The 19,336-nt window shown below is 52.6% G+C and carries 17 protein-coding genes and 1 other annotated feature; of the genes, 2 read left to right on the top strand and 15 right to left on the bottom strand.

Annotation, left to right across the window (positions count from 1 at the left end):
- Nucleotides 1–96: 96 nt before the first annotated feature.
- From WMO23_RS04325 to WMO23_RS04310, 4 genes are all read right to left on the bottom strand, one after another.
- A complete protein-coding gene (locus tag WMO23_RS04325; RefSeq protein ID WP_292106919.1) occupies nucleotides 97–1,230 on the bottom strand; it encodes an ABC transporter permease in 1,134 nt (377 codons plus the stop codon).
- Complete coding sequence (locus WMO23_RS04320) at nucleotides 1,230–2,426, bottom strand: ABC transporter permease (RefSeq protein WP_292106916.1); 1,197 nt, start codon at nucleotides 2,424–2,426, stop codon at nucleotides 1,230–1,232. The genes WMO23_RS04325 and WMO23_RS04320 overlap by 1 nt, the downstream gene beginning before the upstream one ends.
- Before the next feature lies 1 nt (nucleotide 2,427).
- Complete coding sequence (locus WMO23_RS04315; protein WP_292106912.1) at nucleotides 2,428–3,441, bottom strand: HlyD family secretion protein; 1,014 nt, start codon at nucleotides 3,439–3,441, stop codon at nucleotides 2,428–2,430.
- A gap of 107 nt (nucleotides 3,442–3,548) precedes the next feature.
- Complete coding sequence (locus WMO23_RS04310; RefSeq protein WP_292262431.1) at nucleotides 3,549–4,190, bottom strand: TetR/AcrR family transcriptional regulator; 642 nt, start codon at nucleotides 4,188–4,190, stop codon at nucleotides 3,549–3,551.
- Nucleotides 4,191–4,422: 232 nt separating this feature from the next.
- On the opposite strand from WMO23_RS04310, the gene WMO23_RS04305 reads away from it, so the two are divergent.
- Together WMO23_RS04305 and WMO23_RS04300 are read left to right on the top strand one after the other, a co-directional pair.
- A complete protein-coding gene (locus WMO23_RS04305) occupies nucleotides 4,423–5,874 on the top strand; it encodes an amino acid permease (RefSeq protein WP_349173321.1) in 1,452 nt (483 codons plus the stop codon).
- 238 nt (nucleotides 5,875–6,112) lie between these two features.
- Nucleotides 6,113–6,358, top strand: a binding site (T-box leader).
- Nucleotides 6,359–6,425: 67 nt separating this feature from the next.
- Complete coding sequence (locus WMO23_RS04300; RefSeq protein WP_301876930.1) at nucleotides 6,426–7,661, top strand: YkvI family membrane protein; 1,236 nt, start codon at nucleotides 6,426–6,428, stop codon at nucleotides 7,659–7,661.
- Between the two features lie 319 nt (nucleotides 7,662–7,980).
- Here WMO23_RS04300 and WMO23_RS04295 read toward each other — a convergent pair whose 3' ends face one another.
- The 11 genes from WMO23_RS04295 to WMO23_RS04245 all read right to left on the bottom strand — a co-directional run bounded on the left by WMO23_RS04295 (nucleotide 7,981) and on the right by WMO23_RS04245 (nucleotide 19,334).
- On the bottom strand, nucleotides 7,981–9,060 hold the full coding sequence (locus tag WMO23_RS04295) for an AAA family ATPase (protein ID WP_302681517.1): 1,080 nt from the start codon (nucleotides 9,058–9,060) through the stop codon (nucleotides 7,981–7,983).
- A 20-nt stretch (nucleotides 9,061–9,080) separates the two neighbouring features.
- Entirely contained in the window at nucleotides 9,081–9,497 is a 417-nt protein-coding gene (locus tag WMO23_RS04290) for a hypothetical protein (RefSeq protein ID WP_349173319.1), read from the bottom strand.
- An 892-nt stretch (nucleotides 9,498–10,389) separates the two neighbouring features.
- Nucleotides 10,390–10,986 (bottom strand): hypothetical protein, encoded by a 597-nt coding sequence (locus tag WMO23_RS04285; protein WP_020310250.1) that lies wholly within the window; start codon nucleotides 10,984–10,986, stop codon nucleotides 10,390–10,392.
- A 329-nt stretch (nucleotides 10,987–11,315) separates the two neighbouring features.
- Nucleotides 11,316–12,452 (bottom strand): SLC13 family permease, encoded by a 1,137-nt coding sequence (locus WMO23_RS04280; RefSeq protein WP_349173317.1) that lies wholly within the window; start codon nucleotides 12,450–12,452, stop codon nucleotides 11,316–11,318.
- Nucleotides 12,453–12,471: 19 nt separating this feature from the next.
- Nucleotides 12,472–12,606: a hypothetical protein gene (locus tag WMO23_RS04275; protein ID WP_256378953.1), complete on the bottom strand. Its 135-nt coding sequence runs from the start codon at nucleotides 12,604–12,606 to the stop codon at nucleotides 12,472–12,474.
- A gap of 254 nt (nucleotides 12,607–12,860) precedes the next feature.
- Nucleotides 12,861–13,046 carry a FeoB-associated Cys-rich membrane protein gene (locus tag WMO23_RS04270; RefSeq protein ID WP_020310247.1) on the bottom strand — a complete coding sequence of 62 codons (186 nt, stop codon included), beginning with the start codon at nucleotides 13,044–13,046 and terminating at the stop codon, nucleotides 12,861–12,863.
- A gap of 205 nt (nucleotides 13,047–13,251) precedes the next feature.
- Nucleotides 13,252–15,687, bottom strand: coding sequence for a ferrous iron transport protein B (gene feoB, locus WMO23_RS04265; RefSeq protein WP_292106248.1), 2,436 nt, complete (start codon nucleotides 15,685–15,687; stop codon nucleotides 13,252–13,254).
- A gap of 18 nt (nucleotides 15,688–15,705) precedes the next feature.
- Entirely contained in the window at nucleotides 15,706–15,942 is a 237-nt protein-coding gene (locus tag WMO23_RS04260; protein ID WP_020310246.1) for a FeoA family protein, read from the bottom strand.
- A gap of 22 nt (nucleotides 15,943–15,964) precedes the next feature.
- Entirely contained in the window at nucleotides 15,965–16,255 is a 291-nt protein-coding gene (locus tag WMO23_RS04255) for a DUF2325 domain-containing protein (RefSeq protein ID WP_020310245.1), read from the bottom strand.
- A 331-nt stretch (nucleotides 16,256–16,586) separates the two neighbouring features.
- Nucleotides 16,587–18,680 carry a heavy metal translocating P-type ATPase gene (locus WMO23_RS04250; RefSeq protein WP_292106241.1) on the bottom strand — a complete coding sequence of 698 codons (2,094 nt, stop codon included), beginning with the start codon at nucleotides 18,678–18,680 and terminating at the stop codon, nucleotides 16,587–16,589.
- A gap of 3 nt (nucleotides 18,681–18,683) precedes the next feature.
- A complete protein-coding gene (locus WMO23_RS04245; protein WP_020310243.1) occupies nucleotides 18,684–19,334 on the bottom strand; it encodes an HMA2 domain-containing protein in 651 nt (216 codons plus the stop codon).
- Between the last annotated feature and the right edge of the window lie 2 nt (nucleotides 19,335–19,336).

The following is a 19,336-nucleotide window of genomic DNA, read 5'->3' as shown; positions in this document are numbered from 1 at the left end:
TTTCGCAGGCATCGAACCTGCGAAATCCATCGCCATTCATCCCCTACCTAAGAGGAAGGAGTCTTCTGGCGAAACTGTGATAAAGTTTCCCCACAATTATTTTACACCATCTATCTTGTGCAGGAAAATCCAGCTCCCCAAGCTGAAGAAAATGACGCCCATGACCGTCAGGGCCGTCAGGTTATGGCTCAGCGTAGCCAAGTGGCCGGACAGGAAGAGTTCGCGGACGGCGTTGGACATCCAGGCCATGGGAAAGGCCTGGGCGACGACCTGGGTCACAGGGTCCATGGCTTCCAGGGGCCACGTATAGCCGCCGAAGATGAAGGCCGGTACAGTGTACATGACGGACGCCCGGACGAACTGTAATTCGTTGTGGAAAATGGATGACGCGAAGAGGCCCAGGGAAATGGCAGCAAAAGAGAAGGCACCGGCCAAAAGGCCCAGCGACTGGATGGACGCCCGGTCAGGGATGCCCAGCAGGCGGGCCAGGACACAGACCAGGCCAAAGGATAAAATGGACAGGACCCAGTACACGCCGACTTTGACGACCAGCAGCTTGCCCTTCGACGTCCCTTTCAGCTCAGGATTGCGGAAATCGCACTGGACAGCAGCTCCGATGGCCAGGAAAAAGCCCTGCTGCATGGCCGCCATGGCCAGGCCGGTGACGAAGAACATCATGTAACTCTGGGTCGGGTTATTGAGGACGCGCAGCGTCGTCTCTACCGGTGAGATGCGCTTCTTCAGCATCTGTTCATCACCGCTGGTCCGCAGGGCCGCCTGCCGGGCGGCAAAGCGCGTATTGAAGGTATTGACGATGTCGTTGCCAGCCGTCGTGGCGATATTGGTCGTAATGATATTGGCCCCGTTGAGCATGAACAGGACTTTAGCACTGCGGCCGTTGAGGATATCGTGAGAAAAATCGGCCGGAATGATGACGGCGGCATAGACCTCTTTCTGGCGCAGCATATCCCGTGCCTCCCCTTCATCGGCGACGACGCGGACCAGCCCCAGCCGTTCGTCATCATCGACCTGGCGGATCAGGAGACGGCTGTAGGCCGTATGTTCTTCGTCGCAGACGACTGTCGGAATCTCCTTGACGACACCGGGATAATAGAGGATGCCGAAGAGAATCAGGTAGGCCGTAGCGGCGCCAAAGAGAAAGATAGCCCGCCGGGCATCGTGGAGAAAGGCATTGGCCAGTTCCCGGCGGATCAGAGACAAGATGCTCATTATGACCGCCCTCCTTTCTTTCCGTGAATCAGACCGCCCGCCGCCAATGCCAGGACGGTCTTCATGCCGTAGCGGCGGCGCAGGGCAAAGATAGCCGTTCCCAGGACAAAGGCCCCGGCCCCCATGAGCAGCAGCTGCAGGGACTGGGAAACCAGCGCCGGCGCATAACCGGCCAATAAGATATCGCGGACGCTGTCGGCAGCATGGCGCATGGGAAAAATCTGGGCAATGGCGGCAGCGACGTCGCTCATGTAGAAATCAGGCCAGCTCAGGCCGCTGTACAAGAGGCCCGGCATGATATAGAGCAAGGGCATTTCGATGGACATGACTGCATCCGGACTGAGCACGGCAAAGAGGACCATAATGCCGGCGACGGCCAGGCAGAAAGCCGTTATCATGACGGCCAGGGCGGCCAGGGAACCCTGTACGGGGACGGCGAAGCTGTAGTATAAGAATCCCAGGGAGAGGAAAAAAGAAGGAACCGCCATGACCAGTACACAGAGCACCTTGGCGCCCAGGATCAGCCACGACGGGATGGACTTCTCGTAACCATGATATCGGAACTCCCTGGCGATGAGGGGGCACAAGACGAGCATAATGGCAATCTGCAGGCCATTCATGGTCAGACCGGCCAGCATGAACGGCGTATAGCCGGCCGTCGGATTGTTGACGATGCGGATGCCCAGGCGGACGGGGTAAGCCATATTCATGGCCGCTGCCGGCAGCTGGTTGCCCGCTTCCAGGAGCTTGGCCGCAATGCCGACGGACAAGGTCTTGTTGATTTCACTGGCTGCCGTCAAAGCGGCGTTGCCGAACATGTTATTGGCCGAGTTGACCGTCAGCATGAGCGGCACGGGATTGCCCAGCTTGACCTGTTTGGACAAATCCTCCGGGATGTACAGGCCGACCAGGGCCTTGCCGCTGTTCAAATCGTCGACCATATCTTCCGACCGCGTCACTTGGTCGACGAGCTGGAACTTTTCAGCATCGCTGTAAGCCTGGACGATGGTCCGGCTGACGACGGACTGCTCTTCGTCGCAGATGACCAGGGGGATCCGTTCGACCGAGTTCTGATAGTAAATGATACCAAAGGCCAGGGTAAAGGCCAGGGGCAACAGGAAGAGGATCGCTGCGACGGGAAAGCGCCCCTGCCAGAGCCAGTGCCATTCCTGCTTCAAGACGTGCCATACTTTCATGTCAGTCACCTGCCATATACTGGAAACGCATGCCCGGCCGCAGGGCATCGCTGTTGACCTGGACCTTGACGTTGAAACTGATGATATCCGTATCGTTGCCGCGTTCGCTCGTCGCCCGCTGGGTGGCGAATTCCGACTTCTGGCTGATATCGGTGATGGTCCCCTGGACGCGGGTAACGCCATCGCGGGCCTGCAGGGTCAGGACCTGACCGAGGTGGAAGTCTTTGAGCTTCGTTTCCGGGATCTTGAAGTCGACCCAGTTGTCATTCGGGTCCTGCAGGGCGACCAGCGGCGTCCCCAGGGAAATCATGGAACCTTCTTCGATGTATTTAGCCGTAATGATACCGTCGAAAGGCGCCTTGATTTCCGTTTCATCCAGGGATACTTCGATCTGCTGCAGCTGGGCCTGAGCCGCTTCCAGTTTCTTCTGGGCCGCATCGGTAGCCGCTAAGTTGGCATCGGTCTGCAAGAGGCCGGCCTGGGCCGACGATACGCTGGACTGGGCCTGGCTGTACGCCGACTGGGCGACTTCGTACTTGGTCTTATAGGCATCGAAGACGGATTTGGAAACAGCCCCCTGGGCGTAGAGTTCCTGGTAGCGGTTGAAATCCTTTTCTGCCAGGTCCAGATTGGACTGGGCCGAATCGAGGCCAGCCGAAGCCGTATCGACTTGGGACTTGGACGTACTGTCCTGGAGGTCCGTGACGACGCCGGACTGGCGCACCTGGGCCTGGAGGGCCTTGATATTGGCTTCAGCCTGGGCCTTCTGGGCCAGGAGGTCGCGCTGGTCGATGTAGGCGATGATGTCCCCCTGCTTGACCGTATCCCCTTCCTTGACGCGGAGCTGGACGACACGGCCGGCAACTTTGGAGTTGATGTCGATTTCCTTGGCATCGGCCCGGCCCCACAATTCATCCGACGCTGCTTCCTTCTGCAAACTGCAGCCGCTGGCCAGGCAGACAACGGCCAGGGCCAGGAGCAGGCCGGCAACCCATTTCTTTTTTTCTATGAACATGATGAGTTCCCCCTTTTGTTTGTTGAACGCGTTCAAATCTTGAGCAAAAAAGGCTGCCCCATGAAGCTAAAATGACCTCATGCGGCAATCCTTTACAGGAAACCGTCCTATCGCCGGTGGATCATCTCATCGGCAATGGCTTCGATTTCCGGCAGGCGCTGTTCGAGCTGGGCCAGGACGTCATGGCTCTCAGCGGCTGAAATGCCCAGCAGCTGCAAAGCCGTATCCAGGACCAGGGCGGCGTACTTTTGGCTGTCCATGGGCTGTCTGAAGTCGAACTGGACGATGTAGCTGCGCATGGCCCCTTTGATGAGCAGGGAGCGCAGGAAAATGTCCTCCTTCGATAATCCCAGGGAATCGCCGAAGATGCGGCCCGTCATATCGGCCAGATGGTCCGTGATCTTTTCAAACGTCAAGGGCGTCGTATAGCCTTCATAATAGGTTTCGCGGACGAGCTGGTTCATGGCCACGGCTTCAAATTCGACGAGGCACAGGGCGGCGTAGCGGAAGGCCGGCGACTCCTGCCTGAAATGGGCTGCAATCAAATCGGTGCACTGCCGCAGCAGCTCCATGACCAGGGACTGGAAGATATCTTCTTTATTCTTGAAAAAATAATAGATGCTCCCTGTGAGGACGCCCGATTTCTCGACGATCTGACGAATCGTCGTCTTTTTATACCCCTGCTGGACAAAGAGCTCCTTCGCCGCAGCCAGGATGCGCTGACGGACTTCGTCTTTATCTTTTTCCATAACAACACCTTCTTGAACATGTTCAACTACTTTATCTTTAGTGTACCTGTTCTCGAAATCCTTGTCAAGACTACAGCGTCACGTTATATATCCATCAATCGCATAAACGATTTACTTCCATGCAGAATATCCATTTGTCAGAGAAGGATTCATCCTTTATAATATAAAGGTATGAGTTTTTTTAGATTTTATTTATCAATTCAATTCAATGAAAAAAAGGTTGTGATTTTGCATGGAAGAAACTCAACAGCAGCAGGGACTGCGCCGCAGCCTGAAAGCCCGCCACATGAACATGATCGCCATCGGCGGCGCTATCGGCACGGGCCTGTTCGTCGCCGGCGGTGAAACGGTCAGCTCTGCCGGTCCGGGCGGTGCCCTCGTCGCCTATGCCCTCATCGGTATCATGGTTTATTTCCTCATGACAGGCCTCGGCGAAATGGCGTCGTACCTGCCGGTCAGCGGTTCTTTTGAAACCTACGCCAACCGCTACGTCGATAAATCCCTGGGCTTTGCCCTGGGCTGGAACTACTGGTTCAACTGGGCCATCACGGTAGCGGCCGAACTTGTCGCCGGTGCCCTGATTATGAAATACTGGTTCCCTGACGTACCGGCTGCCATCTGGAGCGGCCTGTTCCTCATTATCCTCTTCGTCCTCAACTACTTGTCGACCCGGTCCTACGGCGAAAGCGAATTCATTTTCGCCGGCATCAAGGTCCTGACGGTCCTGGTCTTCCTCTTTGCCGGGACATTGCTCATCCTGGGCCTCGGGCCGGAACCGTCGCCGGGCTTTACCAACTGGACCATCGGCGATGCGCCCTTCGTCGGCGGCTTCACGGCCATGCTGGGCATCTTCATGGTCGCCGGCTTCTCCTTCCAGGGGACGGAAATGATCGGCATCGCCGCCGGTGAAAGTGAAGATCCGGAAAAGAACGTGCCCCGCGCCGTCCACTCCATCTTCTGGCGTATCCTCATCTTCTATTTAGGTGCCTTTACGGTCATCGGCTTCCTCATCCCCTACACGGACCCGAATCTGCTCAATACGAACATCGAAAACATTTCCATCAGCCCGTTCACGCTGGTCTTTGAACGCTTCGGCCTGGCCGCAGCCGCTTCCATCATGAACGCCGTCATTTTGACCGCCGTCCTGTCGGCAGGCAACTCGGGCCTCTACGTCTCGACGCGTATGCTCTACGCCATGGCCGAAACGGGACAGGCCCCGAAATGCTTCCTCAAACTGAACAAGCGCGGCGTCCCGTCGTATGCCCTGTTCGCAACGGTCGTCTTCGGCATGGCCGCCTTCCTGACGTCCCTCATCGGCGAAGGCAAAGCCTATAACTGGCTGGTCAACATCAGCGGCATGGCCGGTTTCATCACCTGGATCGGCATCGCCATCTGCCACTTCCGCTTCCGCCGGGCCTATATCGCCCAGGGCAAAGACCTGAAAGACCTGCCCTATAAGGCTACGTGGTTCCCCTTCGGCCCCCTCCTGGCCCTGATCATGTGCATCATCGTCACGGCAGGCCAGAACTACTCGGCCTTCACAGGCGCAGAAATCGACTGGTACGGTGCCAGTGTCGCCTACATCGGCATCCCCGTCTTCCTGGCCGTCTTCTTCTATCACAAACTCAAACATAAGACCCACCTCATTCCCTTGAAAGAGGTCGACCTTTCCCGCGATAAGTAGGAAAAAGGCGCTGTCCCATGAAGACAGCGCCTTTTTGAGTTTTAAGTTTGCAGTTTGTAGTTTGTAGTGAAGTTTTTTAACCATCTTCTACAAACTACAAACTCAGTACTACAAACTATATTTTATGGTTAAACCTTAAACTTAAACGTTTATTGCGTTTATTTCAAAAAATATTATGTTTCATCCTTGACTTTATTAAGTGATGATGCTATCATAGCACCATCAACTGATAAACGTCATAAACGCGACGACGCAAAATAGTACGTCTGAGTCTATCGTTTCCAGAGAGCTGCCGGCTGGTGTGAGGCAGCAGCGATGCCGGACCGAACTCATTGCCGAGCGGAGAGGCTGAATGGAGTAGGCCGATACGGGAACTCCCGTTACAGAGCGTGGATATCGCCATGAGCCGTATCCGAGAGTGCATCCCCAGGGATGAAACAGAGTGGTACCGCGGAAGGATCATACAACGCCTTTCGTCTCTTAATGCTTCGAGCAGAGAGACGAAAGGCGTTTTCGTTTCTCTCCATGGTTCTTAAAAGGAGGAAAATATTATGGCTAATATTTCATCGATCAAAGCCGCTTCACTGAGCATGTGTTTTTCCGTCGGTGCCGTCTTATTCAGTTCCCACGCCGGCGGCGGTTTCGCTACGGGCAACCAGGAAAATGTCTACTTTGTCAGCCTCGGCTGGCTCGGTCCGATTACGGCTATCATCACCATGCTGCTGTTCACGCTGACCATCAAGGAAGCTATGAACATGTACAATTCCCGTCATCTCACCAGTTACCGTCAGTTATTCCAGAACTTATACAGCCCCTTCAAAGGCATCGAATACCTGTTTGAAGCCTTCTTCTATATCATGGTCTTAATGGCCGTATCGGCTACGATTTCCGGTGCCGCCTCAGCCATCAACGCCCAGACGGGCCTCAACTATTACACCGGCATCGGCGTCGTCGGCGCCATCATCTTCTTCCTGACCATCTTCGGCGCCGGCCTGGTACGCCGGGCGACGACCTACATGGGTATCGCCATCCTGGCCATGGTCATCATGATTTTCTCCGTCGGCATCTATATGGGCGGCTCCATCGAAGGGACGCAGTTCTTCACGGCCGCCATGGCCCAGGACTTTGCCGCCAACGGCTTCAGCAAACTGCCGACGGCCATTCTCCACGCCTTCACCTATTCCGGTTTCCAGTGCGTCGTCATCCCGACGATGATCGTCGTCGGCACACCGCTGGTCACCCGTAAGAACTGCGCTACGTCCATGTGGTTCTCCTTCGCCATGAACGCCATCGCCCTGACCTTAGCCGTCTGCATGCTCTTAGGCTGGACCGGCATCTATGGCAAATCGCCCTTACCGACCCTGACCAGCTGCAAAGCCATGGGCATGTCCTGGCTGACCATCGCCTACAGCGCCTTCTTACTGCTGTGCCTCATCTCGACAGGCGTCACGACGGTCTTCGGCTTCACAGCCCGCTTCTCGGAAACGAAGTGCCTGAAGAAAGTAAGCCATAACGCCGTCACCCGTTCGGCCATCGTCACCCTGTTCATCATCATCGCCTCCATGACCGTCTCCGTCGCCGGCCTGACCAACATCATCAAATACGGCTACGGCTATTGCGGTTACTTAGCCATCGCCATCATCATCGTCCCCTTCCTGACCGTCGGCTATTACAAAAACAAACGCTACGCTTCGGATAGCGAATACCGCGCCCGCATCGACGCCATGAACGAAAACCCCGAAGCTGCCCAGGCATTCCAGCCCACAGCCGAAGTCGCAGGACATTAGGAAAAAGGCGCTGTCCCATGAAGACAGCGCCTTTTTAAGTGGCTAGTGGCTAGCGGCTAGCGGCTAGCAGATGGTTTTAAATTTAAAGCTCTCCAGACCGAGCCGCAGCACGCCCATACAATCCCAAGCCATGGTTCGTAGGGGCGCCACGTGGGGCGCCCGCTCCAGTCTATGTACGATTGCCAGCCCAGTTTGCCCGGGGAATCATCAAACTGTCTAACAGAACATACAACAACAAACAAAAAATAAGCTGTCGCACAAATTTTTTTAATACGACAGCTTATTTTTCGAGAAGATAACTGTATAAAAATTGTTGAATTCAATGATCTTGAAAACACCTTTTCATATCTACTTCCGTAAGCGTAGACAAATCCTGTGGAAGTGTTTCTAATCCCATCAAGCGGTTAGCCTGCAAAGCCACTGCTTTTTCAAAAATATTGCGGATAGTTCGGGCATTACCAAACGTATCATCTTTATTTTCTATCAGTTTAGCAATGTGCTCCTTCAACAAGGTTTTGCCTTTATCCGTAATGTGATAAGCATATTGTTTGCAAATGAATTCAAAAATCTCAATGAGTTCATCGACAGAATAGTCTTTAAAGGGGATATATTTACTAAATCGCGAAGACAATCCCGGATTCGTATCAATGAACTGTTTCATCAATTCAGGATACCCTGCCACGATGACGACTAAATTCCCGCGATTATCTTCCATTAATTTGAGCAACGTATCAATGGCTTCTTGTCCATAACTATCATCAGTCGCCAATGAATAAGCTTCATCGACAAAAAGGACGCCGCCAATAGCCTGTTTGACAACTTTTTCTGTTTTCAATGCCGTTTGCCCGACATATCCGGCTACTAATCCCGCCCGATTGGTTTCGACAAGGTGCCCTTTTGACAAAAAACCAAGTTCAAACAAAATCTTTCCCATCAATCGGGCTACCGTCGTTTTCCCTGTTCCGGGATTCCCTGTAAATACCATGTGCAATGAAATATTAGGAACTTCCAATCCTTGCCGGCTTCGTAAGCCTTGAATTTTCACAAAATTAATCAAACTATTCAGTTCTTTTTTGACATCCAGTAATCCGATTAACGAATTCAATTCATCCATGTATTGCCGCAGCTTAGGCGATTCTGATTCAGTAGTATAAGAAGTTTTAAAAACGGCCTTTTCCGGTTTGCCATTAGTCCATCGGCCTTTATAAACTTCCCGTCCAGCTTCATCGTATAAAACGCCTTCTCCGTCGTATAATCCATTCACCCAGTATCCATCGTACTGTAAATTGCCATTTTCATAATAGGATTTGCCACGGCCGTTTAATTTTCCATCTGCAAAAAAACCTTCATACTTAGGATATCCATTAGGATACAAAACTTCTTTGTATTTTGAAAACATAGGAGCCCCTTACATATTAATTAGTCTTCTGATTCTTCTGAGTCAGAAAAGAAAGAATCTTTTACATCTTCCACAAAGCGTCGGACTTTTTCCATAAAATAACCTGCATATCCATCACGGATAGCAAAATTCTTACAATTATTCAATATACAATCAATATTAAGTTTTTCTATTTCCGTAACATGATAATGAATCTTGGCGACCTCAAATCTCTCATCATCAGATATGTCTTGTTCAATGAAACTTAATGCATGTTCATAGATGAGTAAGCTCTTCAACCATAGTAAATTTATCTGAATTAAATCCATCTGATGCCAATGATTAAGATCCATATCTTTATCATCATACAATTTACATCCTAAATTGTTCGCTTCATTAAATAATGTATTCCACTTTTCCGAACATTCTTTCCATTTTTCAAAATAATTCTGATCCATAATGGCTCTCCCAATATTACGATTACTCATTCTGCAAACTTTCTTTTTTCCACACTTTATGTATTTTCTTGTATAAAGCAAATGGAAACCATACAAAAGCTGGCTTTTTATTATTTGTCTTCCCCTTTTCATTTTTCTAAATTATACCATATATGTTCCCCCCTACAATACATTCATACATCATCCTAATCCTATATTTCAAAGGAACGGCTTGGCCCTCTGATGGAAAAATATGACAAAGATTTCTAAGAAATTTACACAAAATTCTTGACATACCTGGATAAAAGCACTTGTATTTATCCTAGCGTCTTCCCAGACATAAAGGAAAAATTGACATTAAACCTTCTGGTCCTTCTCGCAAACTGCTAGGCTTAATTGCAAGCAAAAAAAGCTCTATATAAAAATCACCTGTTTCAAAGGGCATAACCCAACCCTTGAAACAGGTGATTTTTCCTTATATTCAGACTGGTTCAGCGTATTCAGGAATGGCTATGGCACGTGTTTTCACATAGAACCGGCAAGACGCAACGAGTGAAAAGTCTGCCAAGGCCATTTATTGGCACACCCTCTACGGCGGTCCGTTTCAGCAACCATCTTGCCATTCTTTGCATTCATGACCTGACGGACTGAAAAGGGCCCGTCACGTTCCTACAACACAAGACATTGGTGCGTAGGGGCGCCACGTGGGGCGCCCGCTCCAGTCTATGTACGATTTCCAGTCCTCCAATTTGCCAGGGTAATCATCCAACTGCCTAACGGAGCACCCACGAAAAACGGGTTTACGGATGTACTAGGCTCATCCTCTCAACATATCGCTACCTTAGTCGTTAACTTAGTCGCTTTTCTTAGTCGGTCAGCGACCAAGTTATTTTCGACTAATCGAACGCATTGGTCAGTTTAATTTTGTGAACGCTTCAGCCTCCCAATCATATAAATAACCAATATACCCAAAGTCTTGATAATCTTGCATACCCGTTTTATGATTACATCCATTTCCAAGAATAATCAAATATTCTTCCTGTTTTTTACCGATATTAAAAGCCTCGACCTTTTTCATCTGACCAGCAAGAAATTTCAACTTATTAAGTTCTGTTATGCCTCGTTCATCAGAATAGCTGTAAGCAATAACAACTTTTAGTGGGCATTTAACATGAATCAATTTCATCACTTCATCTGACCAGTCAGACTTATCATTCTCATGCTCAACAGCAATTTTCAAATCCCACAGATGAGGTTTTATATCAATACCTTCCTCATCAGCATCTTTTTTCATATCCGCATAATGTGAAGTCCATCCTACAACATCAATTCTGAAATATTCATTTTGAGGAGTATAATCAGCTTCTTTAATGATTTCATTGATAATATTTGTAATCACAGGTGTATACGCTGAATCAGATTTATAAATATCAAATAATTTCCGACCTTCATAAACGCTCTTCTTCTTTATTTTCTTTAGAAATTCATCAAGAAATTTTTTCGCGTTCATAATCATATAATATCCTATCATTGCCTAAATCAGTCTTTTCCCTTGCAGAAATACAAATTCGCTGTCATCTATCTCGGTCGCTTTTCTTAGTCGGTCAGCGACCAAGTTATTTCATTATACCATCTTTTCCGGCTTTCTGTCATTCTGCCATTTTGACTGCCAAATGACCGAAGCAGATTCTCATCTATTTTAATCTAAAAAAGTAATACGTTTTCTGCCTATAAAAAACAGGGTCCTGCACGATGACGTGCGACAGGCCCTGTTCAATTATACTGCTTCACTTCATTTCCATATAGCCAGCGCGGTCGCGCCCTCTATGGCAGTCCGTTTCAGCACCTGACCAACAACCAGGCAAACAGGACCAGCACCAGCAGATAGGCCAGGTTGAGCAGGCTAAATAGTTTCAGATACCTTCCCTGCTGCCGGGGACAGGCCCGGACGTACATGCCATAGGAAATGAGGCTTGCCATGGAGGCGATCAGTGTCCCCAGGCCACCTATATCGGTTCCCAGCAACAAGGCCGCTGCCTCATCGGTAAAGCCCGACAGGAGGACGGCTGCCGGCACATTACTGATGACCTGGCTTGCCAAAAGGGCCATGAAGAATTCATGACCGTCCAGATACCCTGTCAGCAGGTCCCTGAATCCAGGCATCTGGCTCATATTGCCTACGAGGATAAAAAAGGCCACAAAGGTTCCCAGAAGCCGGTAATCGGCATAACGGAAATACCGTGGCCGGGTCAATGACGTAACGACGATAACGATGGCCAAGGTAAGGCGGTAATCGAGGACATGGGCCACAGTGAGCAGGGACAGGAAAAACATCCCGCCCAAGAGCCAGAGCCGACGCGATGGCGCCAAGACAGGCAGGTTCCTTGTCCGCCGGGCAGCCAGCCGGACGGAAATGGGAATCGGCGTCCCCGGCAAGCGGAACAGGGACAGCGCAAGCAGCAGGAAAGACACCAGGGTATATGGCAGGAGCAGCGTCAGAAACGATGGCAAATCCATAGCGTAATAAAAATAAAGATACAAGTTCTGCGGATTGCCGACGGGCGTACACATACTGCCCAGATTCGCCGCCAGCGTCTGGAGGACGATGACAAGAGCCATCTGTTCCTCACTGGCCACCTTGGGCAGGGCCATCAGGGAAAAAGGCACAAAGGTCAGGAGGGCCACATCATTGGTCACCCACATGCTGACAAAAAAACAGGCAAATACCAGGACCGCCGCCAGCTGGCGCATCGTCCCCAGGCGGAGCAGGAGACGGGCCAGCACGGCAGAAAAGACGCCGCTTTCCCGCACGCCGCCGATGACGACCATGAGACAGAACAAAATCGCCAGTACAGGCATATTGATATACCCGGCATAAGCAGCCGAAGGCGGTACGGCCGTCATCGACGCCAGCGCCGCTGCCACTGCCAGAAAAAGTACCAGATTCTCTTTGATTATTGAACCAATAGATTTCATGCTATGTCCTTCATTCGAGTTACTTCCCGTTCTCACTGCGCACCTGGGCCGACACGAGGAGCGTAAAGACGCCGGTGCCGCCGATGACTCGCACCTTCTGTTTTTTTGACTGCTGGCAGGAAAAATCACAGTCATGGTTACAACGTTTAATCATGGACTTCATCCTTTCTGATACTTTTCTTTCATTATACCATGTTTCCTGCCGTCGCAGCAGGCGGAAAGCAAAAAGAGGCTGTCGCACGAAGGTTTCTGCCATCATGTGATGCCCCGTTTACTTTATAGTTTGTAGCACAGAGTTTGTAGTTTGCAGAAAAAAGCTTTAAATTTAAACCCATCCGCTAACAACTAACAACTAGCCACTAACAACTTGAAAGGAGCTGTCGCGATGCGACAGCTCCTTTTCTTATGCTATTTCCGGCAGCACGGAGGCAATTTGGAATCGTCCCCCGTTTTTGTTTTTCCACTGGATGAGCAGCTGCCTGAGCAGTTGCCGCAGCAGCTGGCCGTTCCGTTGAACAGGCCGCGGATATGGTGAATGAAGTACGCTACGGCGATGATGACGACGATAGCGACGATAATGGTTGCAGGACTCATAGATATACCTCCTCTCGGGATTAGCAATTATTCGTTGTGAAATCAACCTCTCCGGCCCTTTGGGCCACCTCCAGCCGGCTCTCCGTTTTGGCAGCCGTCCTGCCTTTCCCTGCGGTCAACGCCTGACGGGCCAAAAAGGGCCTATGAGGGGAGGCTAGCCACGAGCCACTAATATTATACGTTATGGAAGGGGCTGCTTCAAGTCTTAAGCGCCGAGGCCGGCCATGAGGGCCAGGTGATAGGTGACAAAGGCCAGGACGTACGAGAGTACGAGGCACATGGCATCGCTGGCAAGGAGCATTTTCCACGAGCCTGTTTCACGTTTGATGACGGCCATGGCAGCGACGCACGGCATGTAGAGCAGTACGAAGACCATGAGCGACAGGGCGACGGCTGGGTTGAAGTCCGGGTCATCACGGAGGTAAGCGACGATGCCCGATTCGTGGGTGTCGTCACCGCCGACACTGTAAATCGTACCCAAGGTCGAAACCATGACTTCTTTAGCAGCCGTGCAGGCGATGAGGCCTACGCCGATCTTCCAGTCAAAGCCAAGCGGTGCGATGACCGGTTCTACGAAGTGCCCCAGGCGGGCAGCATAGGACTGTTCCAGTTTTTCAGCCGTCTGCTGGTCGTCGAGTTTGGACGTTTCGTCGTCAGCATCGGCTTTGGCATCGAAGAGCGGCAGAGCCTGGGCGAAGACGGCCGGATTCTGTTCCTGCAGGTCGGCGAAGCTCTGGGGGTATTTACCCATGAACAAGTTGTCTTCTTCTTCTTCGGAATTCTTGACCTGGTCTTCAACGGAGCCCAAAGCGGCAGCCGGGTTCAGGGCATTGCCCGTATCGGCTTCGTCAGCATCGGCTTCGTCAGCGGCTTCATCAGCGGCAGCGACCATGGATTCATACATATCGTTCAAAGCGGCATTGTCTTCGATAGCGCTGAGGCCGTAGGACTGAAGGATGTCAGACTGTTTCTGTTCCATTTCAGCCGTGACCTGATTTTTAGCGGCATCGAAGTCCTGGGAATATTCGACGTCCATCGGGTATGCCGTGAGGAACCAGACGAGGACGGATGCGCCGAGGATGAAAGTACCGGCTTTCTTGAGGTACAAGACCGTGCGTTCCCACATGTGCATGAGGACGCCTTTCAAGGTCGGAATGTGATACGGCGGCATTTCCATGACGAACGGTTCCTGTTCGCCCTTAAAGGTCGTATGACGGAGGACCAGGGCGACGCAGACGGAAATGATGATACCTAAAAGGTATACGCCGAAGAGGACCGTACCACCGTGGCCGGAAGCGCCGAAGAAAGCGGCGATGAGCAAGGTGTATACCGGCAGGCGGGCACCGCAGCTCATGAACGGGCAGGCCAGAATCGTGACCAGACGGTCTTTTTCATTGTCCAGTGTACGAGCGGCCATGATGCCCGGTACGTTGCAGCCAAAGCCGAGGATCATAGGAATGAAGGACTTGCCGTGCAGCCCCAGGGCACGCATAGCGCGGTCGATGAGGAAGGCGGCACGGGCCATATAACCCGTATCTTCGAGAAGGCTGATGAATAAGTACAAGAGGACGATAAGGGGAACGAAAGAAAGGACGGAACCGACACCGCCGATGACGCCGTCGACGACGAGGGAGCGGAGCTGTTCATCTTCGATGACATCGCTGCACCAGTCACCGAGCATCGAGAAGCCCGTGTCGAGCCAGCCCTGCGGGTAGGCGCCAACGTTGATGACGACGACGAACATGAGCCACATGAGGGCCAGGAAAATCGGGATCCCTAAGTAACGGTGGGTCAGGACGCTGTCGATCTTGTCGGACAAGGAGTCGCTCGAACCGACATTGATAATCGATTTATTAAATACATCAGTTGCGAATTGATATCGGCATTGAGCGAAATAGAAGTCCAAATCGATCTTGTTGGCCAGGGAATCGCGCAGAGTCGAAGCCAGGGCCAGGATGGACTGGGTCCCTTCCATAGCGCGGACTTTGGCGATGGCGTCGGAGTCGTTTTCCAGGAGCTTGACGGCCAGCCAGCGGACTGGGTATTTGATGATGCCCATTTTTTCGATGGCATCGGTCAGGTTGGCAATCGCCGATTCGACGTCAGCGCCGTAATCGACTTTGGCATTGACCAGGTTCTGGGTCTGCGTACTGGAAATGGCGTCGAGCAGTTCTTTCGTGCCGATGTTCTTGCTGCCGACGAGGGGCACGACGACGGCGCCGAGCTGTTTGCCCAGCTTCTTGAGGTCGATCTGGATGCCCATGCGTTCGGCAATGTCCATCATGTTCAGGGCGATGACCATGGGGCGGCCCAGTTCGACGAGCTGTGCGGCCAGGTATAAGTTACGTTCCAGGTTGGACGCATCGAGGACGTTGACGATGATGTCCGGTTTTTCATTGATGATGACGTTACGGGCTACGACTTCATCGAGGGACCGTGCCGTCAGGCTGTATGTGCCGGGCAGGTCGACGAAGAGCAGGTCCTTGCCGTTGAAGGTACGATGGCCTTCTTTCTTTTCGACAGTAACGCCAGGATAGTTGCCGACGTGCTGTTTAGCGCCGGTAATGTTGTTAAAAATCGTCGTTTTACCGCAGTTCGGATTGCCGGCCAGGGCAATCTTGATCTTCGCTGCATTTTCCATGACTACTATGTACCCCCTTTATTGTTCTACGGCGACGGAAATCATCGCCGCTTCATTCATGCGCAGTGCCAGTGCGCACCCTTTGACTTTTACCTCAATGGGATCTCCGAGCGGGGCCTTTTTGAAGACTGAAATATGCGAGCCCTTGACGACGCCCATGTCGACGAGACGGTGCTGGATATTTCCCCGTCCCTTCAAGGCATCGACAACGCCCGACTGGCCGACTTTCATATCGGCTAATGAAACAATTTTCATGACTAACTCCCCTTTGCTTGCCTCAGACGGCCTCTTCCATCCGGGCGGCTAATATGTTCTTCAGCGCGTTCGAGCTGCTCGTATGGGAACGGACGACTTCGACGTTCTTGCGCTGCGCTTCTTTGATGGCGCAACGGACCATACTGTGGCTCACGGTACTGGTAAACAACACTACAAGATCAGGCGACCCGATTTTCGATTTGAAATCGCTTGGTACCTGTGTAAAGACTTTTGCCTTATAATCGTACTCTTTGCAAATACGCTTATAGCGACAAACCATACAATCATTTCCACCTACGATGACGACACTCATTTACATCGCTCCTTTCAGCTCCGTAAATAATACTCACACATCCCTTCTAATTAATGATAATACATTTCATTACCATAAACATTATATATTTTTTCACAAACCCTGTCAATAGTTGCTATTGAAATTCATTTATAAAAAGGACTTGTCGCATAACGACAAGTCCTTTTGTAGGGGCGCCACGTGGGGCGCCCGTTTCTGCTTGATATGGGAATGTATTCATCTCCCGGACGGGCTCGCCACGTGCGAGCCCCTACAAACCATTGGCGTGTGCAGGTCCCTACAAACCATTGGCATGCGCGGGTCCCTACAAACCATTGGCATGCGCGATTCCCTATGCCGGGCGTCTGGTCGGGCGGGCCGGTTTCAGGATGCGGACGCTGTTGAGGACGACGGCCAGGGTGGCTGTGTTGTGGATGACAGCAGCCCAGAGGGGGCTGATTTTCCCTAAGGCGCCGAGCAGCATGGCCGCCGAGTTGACTACAATGGTAGCCGTGAAGTTCTGGTTGATGGCCCGCATCGTTTCCCTGCCGATGTACAGGGCATCGTACAGTTTCGACGGGTCTTCCGAACGGATGGTGATGGCTGCCGATTCAGCGGCGATGTCCGTCTTGTTGCCGCCGAGGCTGACGCCGATGTCGGCAAAGGCCAGGGCCGGTGCGTCGTTGATGCCGTCGCCGACCATCATGACGTTGCCCCGCTTCTGCATCTTCATAACGTAGTTGGCCTTGTCTTCCGGCAGGATTTCGGCATGATACGAGTCGATATCCATGTCGCGGGCGACTTCGGCGGCGACGTCCTTCGAGTCGCCGGTGAGCATGACGACTTCGTCGATGCCCAGGCGGCGCATGCGGTTCAGGGTCTTCTTCATACCCGGACGGACCGGGTCCTGGATGACCAAGAAGCCGAGATATTCGCCGTTGCGGGCGATGTACAAGAGGTTCTTGCCCCAGGTCTTGTTATCCGTCGCCGGCATGCCTTCCACGCCTTCTTCGGTCATGAAACGGCGGCTGCCGACGAGGATGTCCCCGCCTTCGTAGCCTTCAAAATCGGGAACGGTCGCTTTCATGCCGCGGGCGACGACGGTTTCCGACGACGCATGAGGCGGCGTCTGCCAGCCCTGGGCGTTGACGTATTTCTGAACGGCTACGGCCAGAGGATGGACGGAGTGCATTTCAGCCGAAGCGGCGAGGAGGATCATTTCCTTATCGTCTACGCCTTCGACGGTTTCGATGTGGTCGATCTGGGGGACGCCCATGGTGATGGTCCCGGTCTTGTCGAGGACGACCGTGTCGATGTCGGCCAGGTTTTCAATGTAGTTGCCGCCCTTGATGAGGATCCCCTTGCGGGCTGCCACGCCGATAGCTGCCGAGATGGCCGTCGCTGTCGACAATTTCAGGCCGCACGAGAAGTCGATGAACAAGAGGTTGAGGACGCGCTGCCAGTCTTTGGTGGCCCCGTAGACGATGGCTGCGCCGATGAAGGAGATGGGAACCAGGAGGTTGGCCATCTTATCGGCAAAGTTCTGGACCGGCGCCCGGCGGGTCTGGGCTTCTTCGACGAGGTGGATGATCTGGGCCAGGGACGTGTCGGCGCCGACCTTTTCGACGCGGATGACCAAGTCGCCCGCTTCGATGACACTGCCCGCATAGACCGGCAATTTTTCCTGCTTAATAGCCGGATTGGATTCGCCCGTGATGGAGGCCTGGTTGACGGCGGCATTGCCGCTGACGACGCTGCCGTCGACGCAAATCTTTTCGCCCAAGTGGACGGCGATGAGGTCGCCCCGCTTCAGCGATTCGACAGGGACCTTGCGTTCATGGCCGTTTTCGACGAGCCAGACGTCGCGCTGGTCCAGTTTGAGGAGGCCCGAAATCTGACGGCGTGCCTTTTCGGCAGCGTATTCGGTCATCATTTCGGCCCCATTCGACAGGGCCAGGAGGGTCAGGCTCGATTCTGGCTTGCCAGCCAGGACGGACGCAGCGACTGCCGTCGCCGTCAGGGTATCGGCATTGGCCTGATGGTCCTTTACGAGCCCCATGATGCCGTTCTTAATGTAGCGGCGTGCAATATATAAGGTAAATAATCGGCGAAACAAGAGGATCGACCCGTAGAATTCCGGGTTGACCTTGCGCAGGATGTTCATGGCGATGAAGCCGCCGACGGAGATGATGGCTTCCCGGCGGTACGTAGCAACATCCATGTCGTCGTCTTTCTGTTCCTTCTTGCGGCCATATTTTTCTTCAAAGGCACGGATGAACAGGTTCAGTGCCCGCAGGTCCAGCTGTCCCACATAGTAGACGGTGACCTTCTTTTCTTCGACGACAGCCGAGACGATGCCGCGGACCTGGCGGAGCTTGACGCTCAGGACAGGGCGCATGCGGCTGGGGATCTCGCTGTGCAGGAAGATGGTATTGCGCATGTACATGACTTAACGCCCCCTCAACAACGACAGGGCCCACCACAGCATCTGTGGTCCTGACGGGCGCTGTCCCATGAATACGACTTTGCGCAAGCCGCGAAGGGTCAGGAGCAAGGCAGCGACTGTGCGCAAGTCAAAAAAACGACTGGATTCATTGCGGATGATACTGCTGAAAAAAGCCCCCGTATCGCGGACCGCTTTGAGATACGTCGTCTCTTCCTTTTTCTGGCCTTCCTGTTTTTCTGCATCGCAGACGGCACTGACGATGCCTTCGACGACATTCGGGAAGAGGCGGAAGCGGAAGAAGTTTTCCAGCCGGTCCAAGGTCCCTTCGCTGTGGGCGAAGACCAGGATGCTGCCCGTGACGACGCTGACCTGGATGAACTGGATATTGGGCAGGGTGCTGACTTTTTCTTCGATCAAGCGGGCCAGTTCCGCATTGCCGACGAGGGCCGCTGCCCGATAGCGGCGACGGCCTTTCAAGACGGATACGCAGGCGAAACGGGGCACTTCCGGTACTCCCTTTGCCGCCTGGACCTGAGGCCGGAAGGCACCGGCGGGCGCAGCTGCGGCAGCCGCTTTGCCCTTCTTATTGTGGAACAAGTCGTATACGGCTTTGCCGATCGACGTGCCCACCATAAAACCTGAGGCATAAGACATAA

The sequence above is a fragment of the Megasphaera intestinihominis genome (assembly GCF_040096415.1).
GTDB classification, from domain to species: domain Bacteria; phylum Bacillota; class Negativicutes; order Veillonellales; family Megasphaeraceae; genus Megasphaera; species Megasphaera intestinihominis.
The sequence above is the reverse complement of the archived record's forward strand: the minus strand, read 5'-3'. Positions and strand labels throughout refer to the sequence as shown.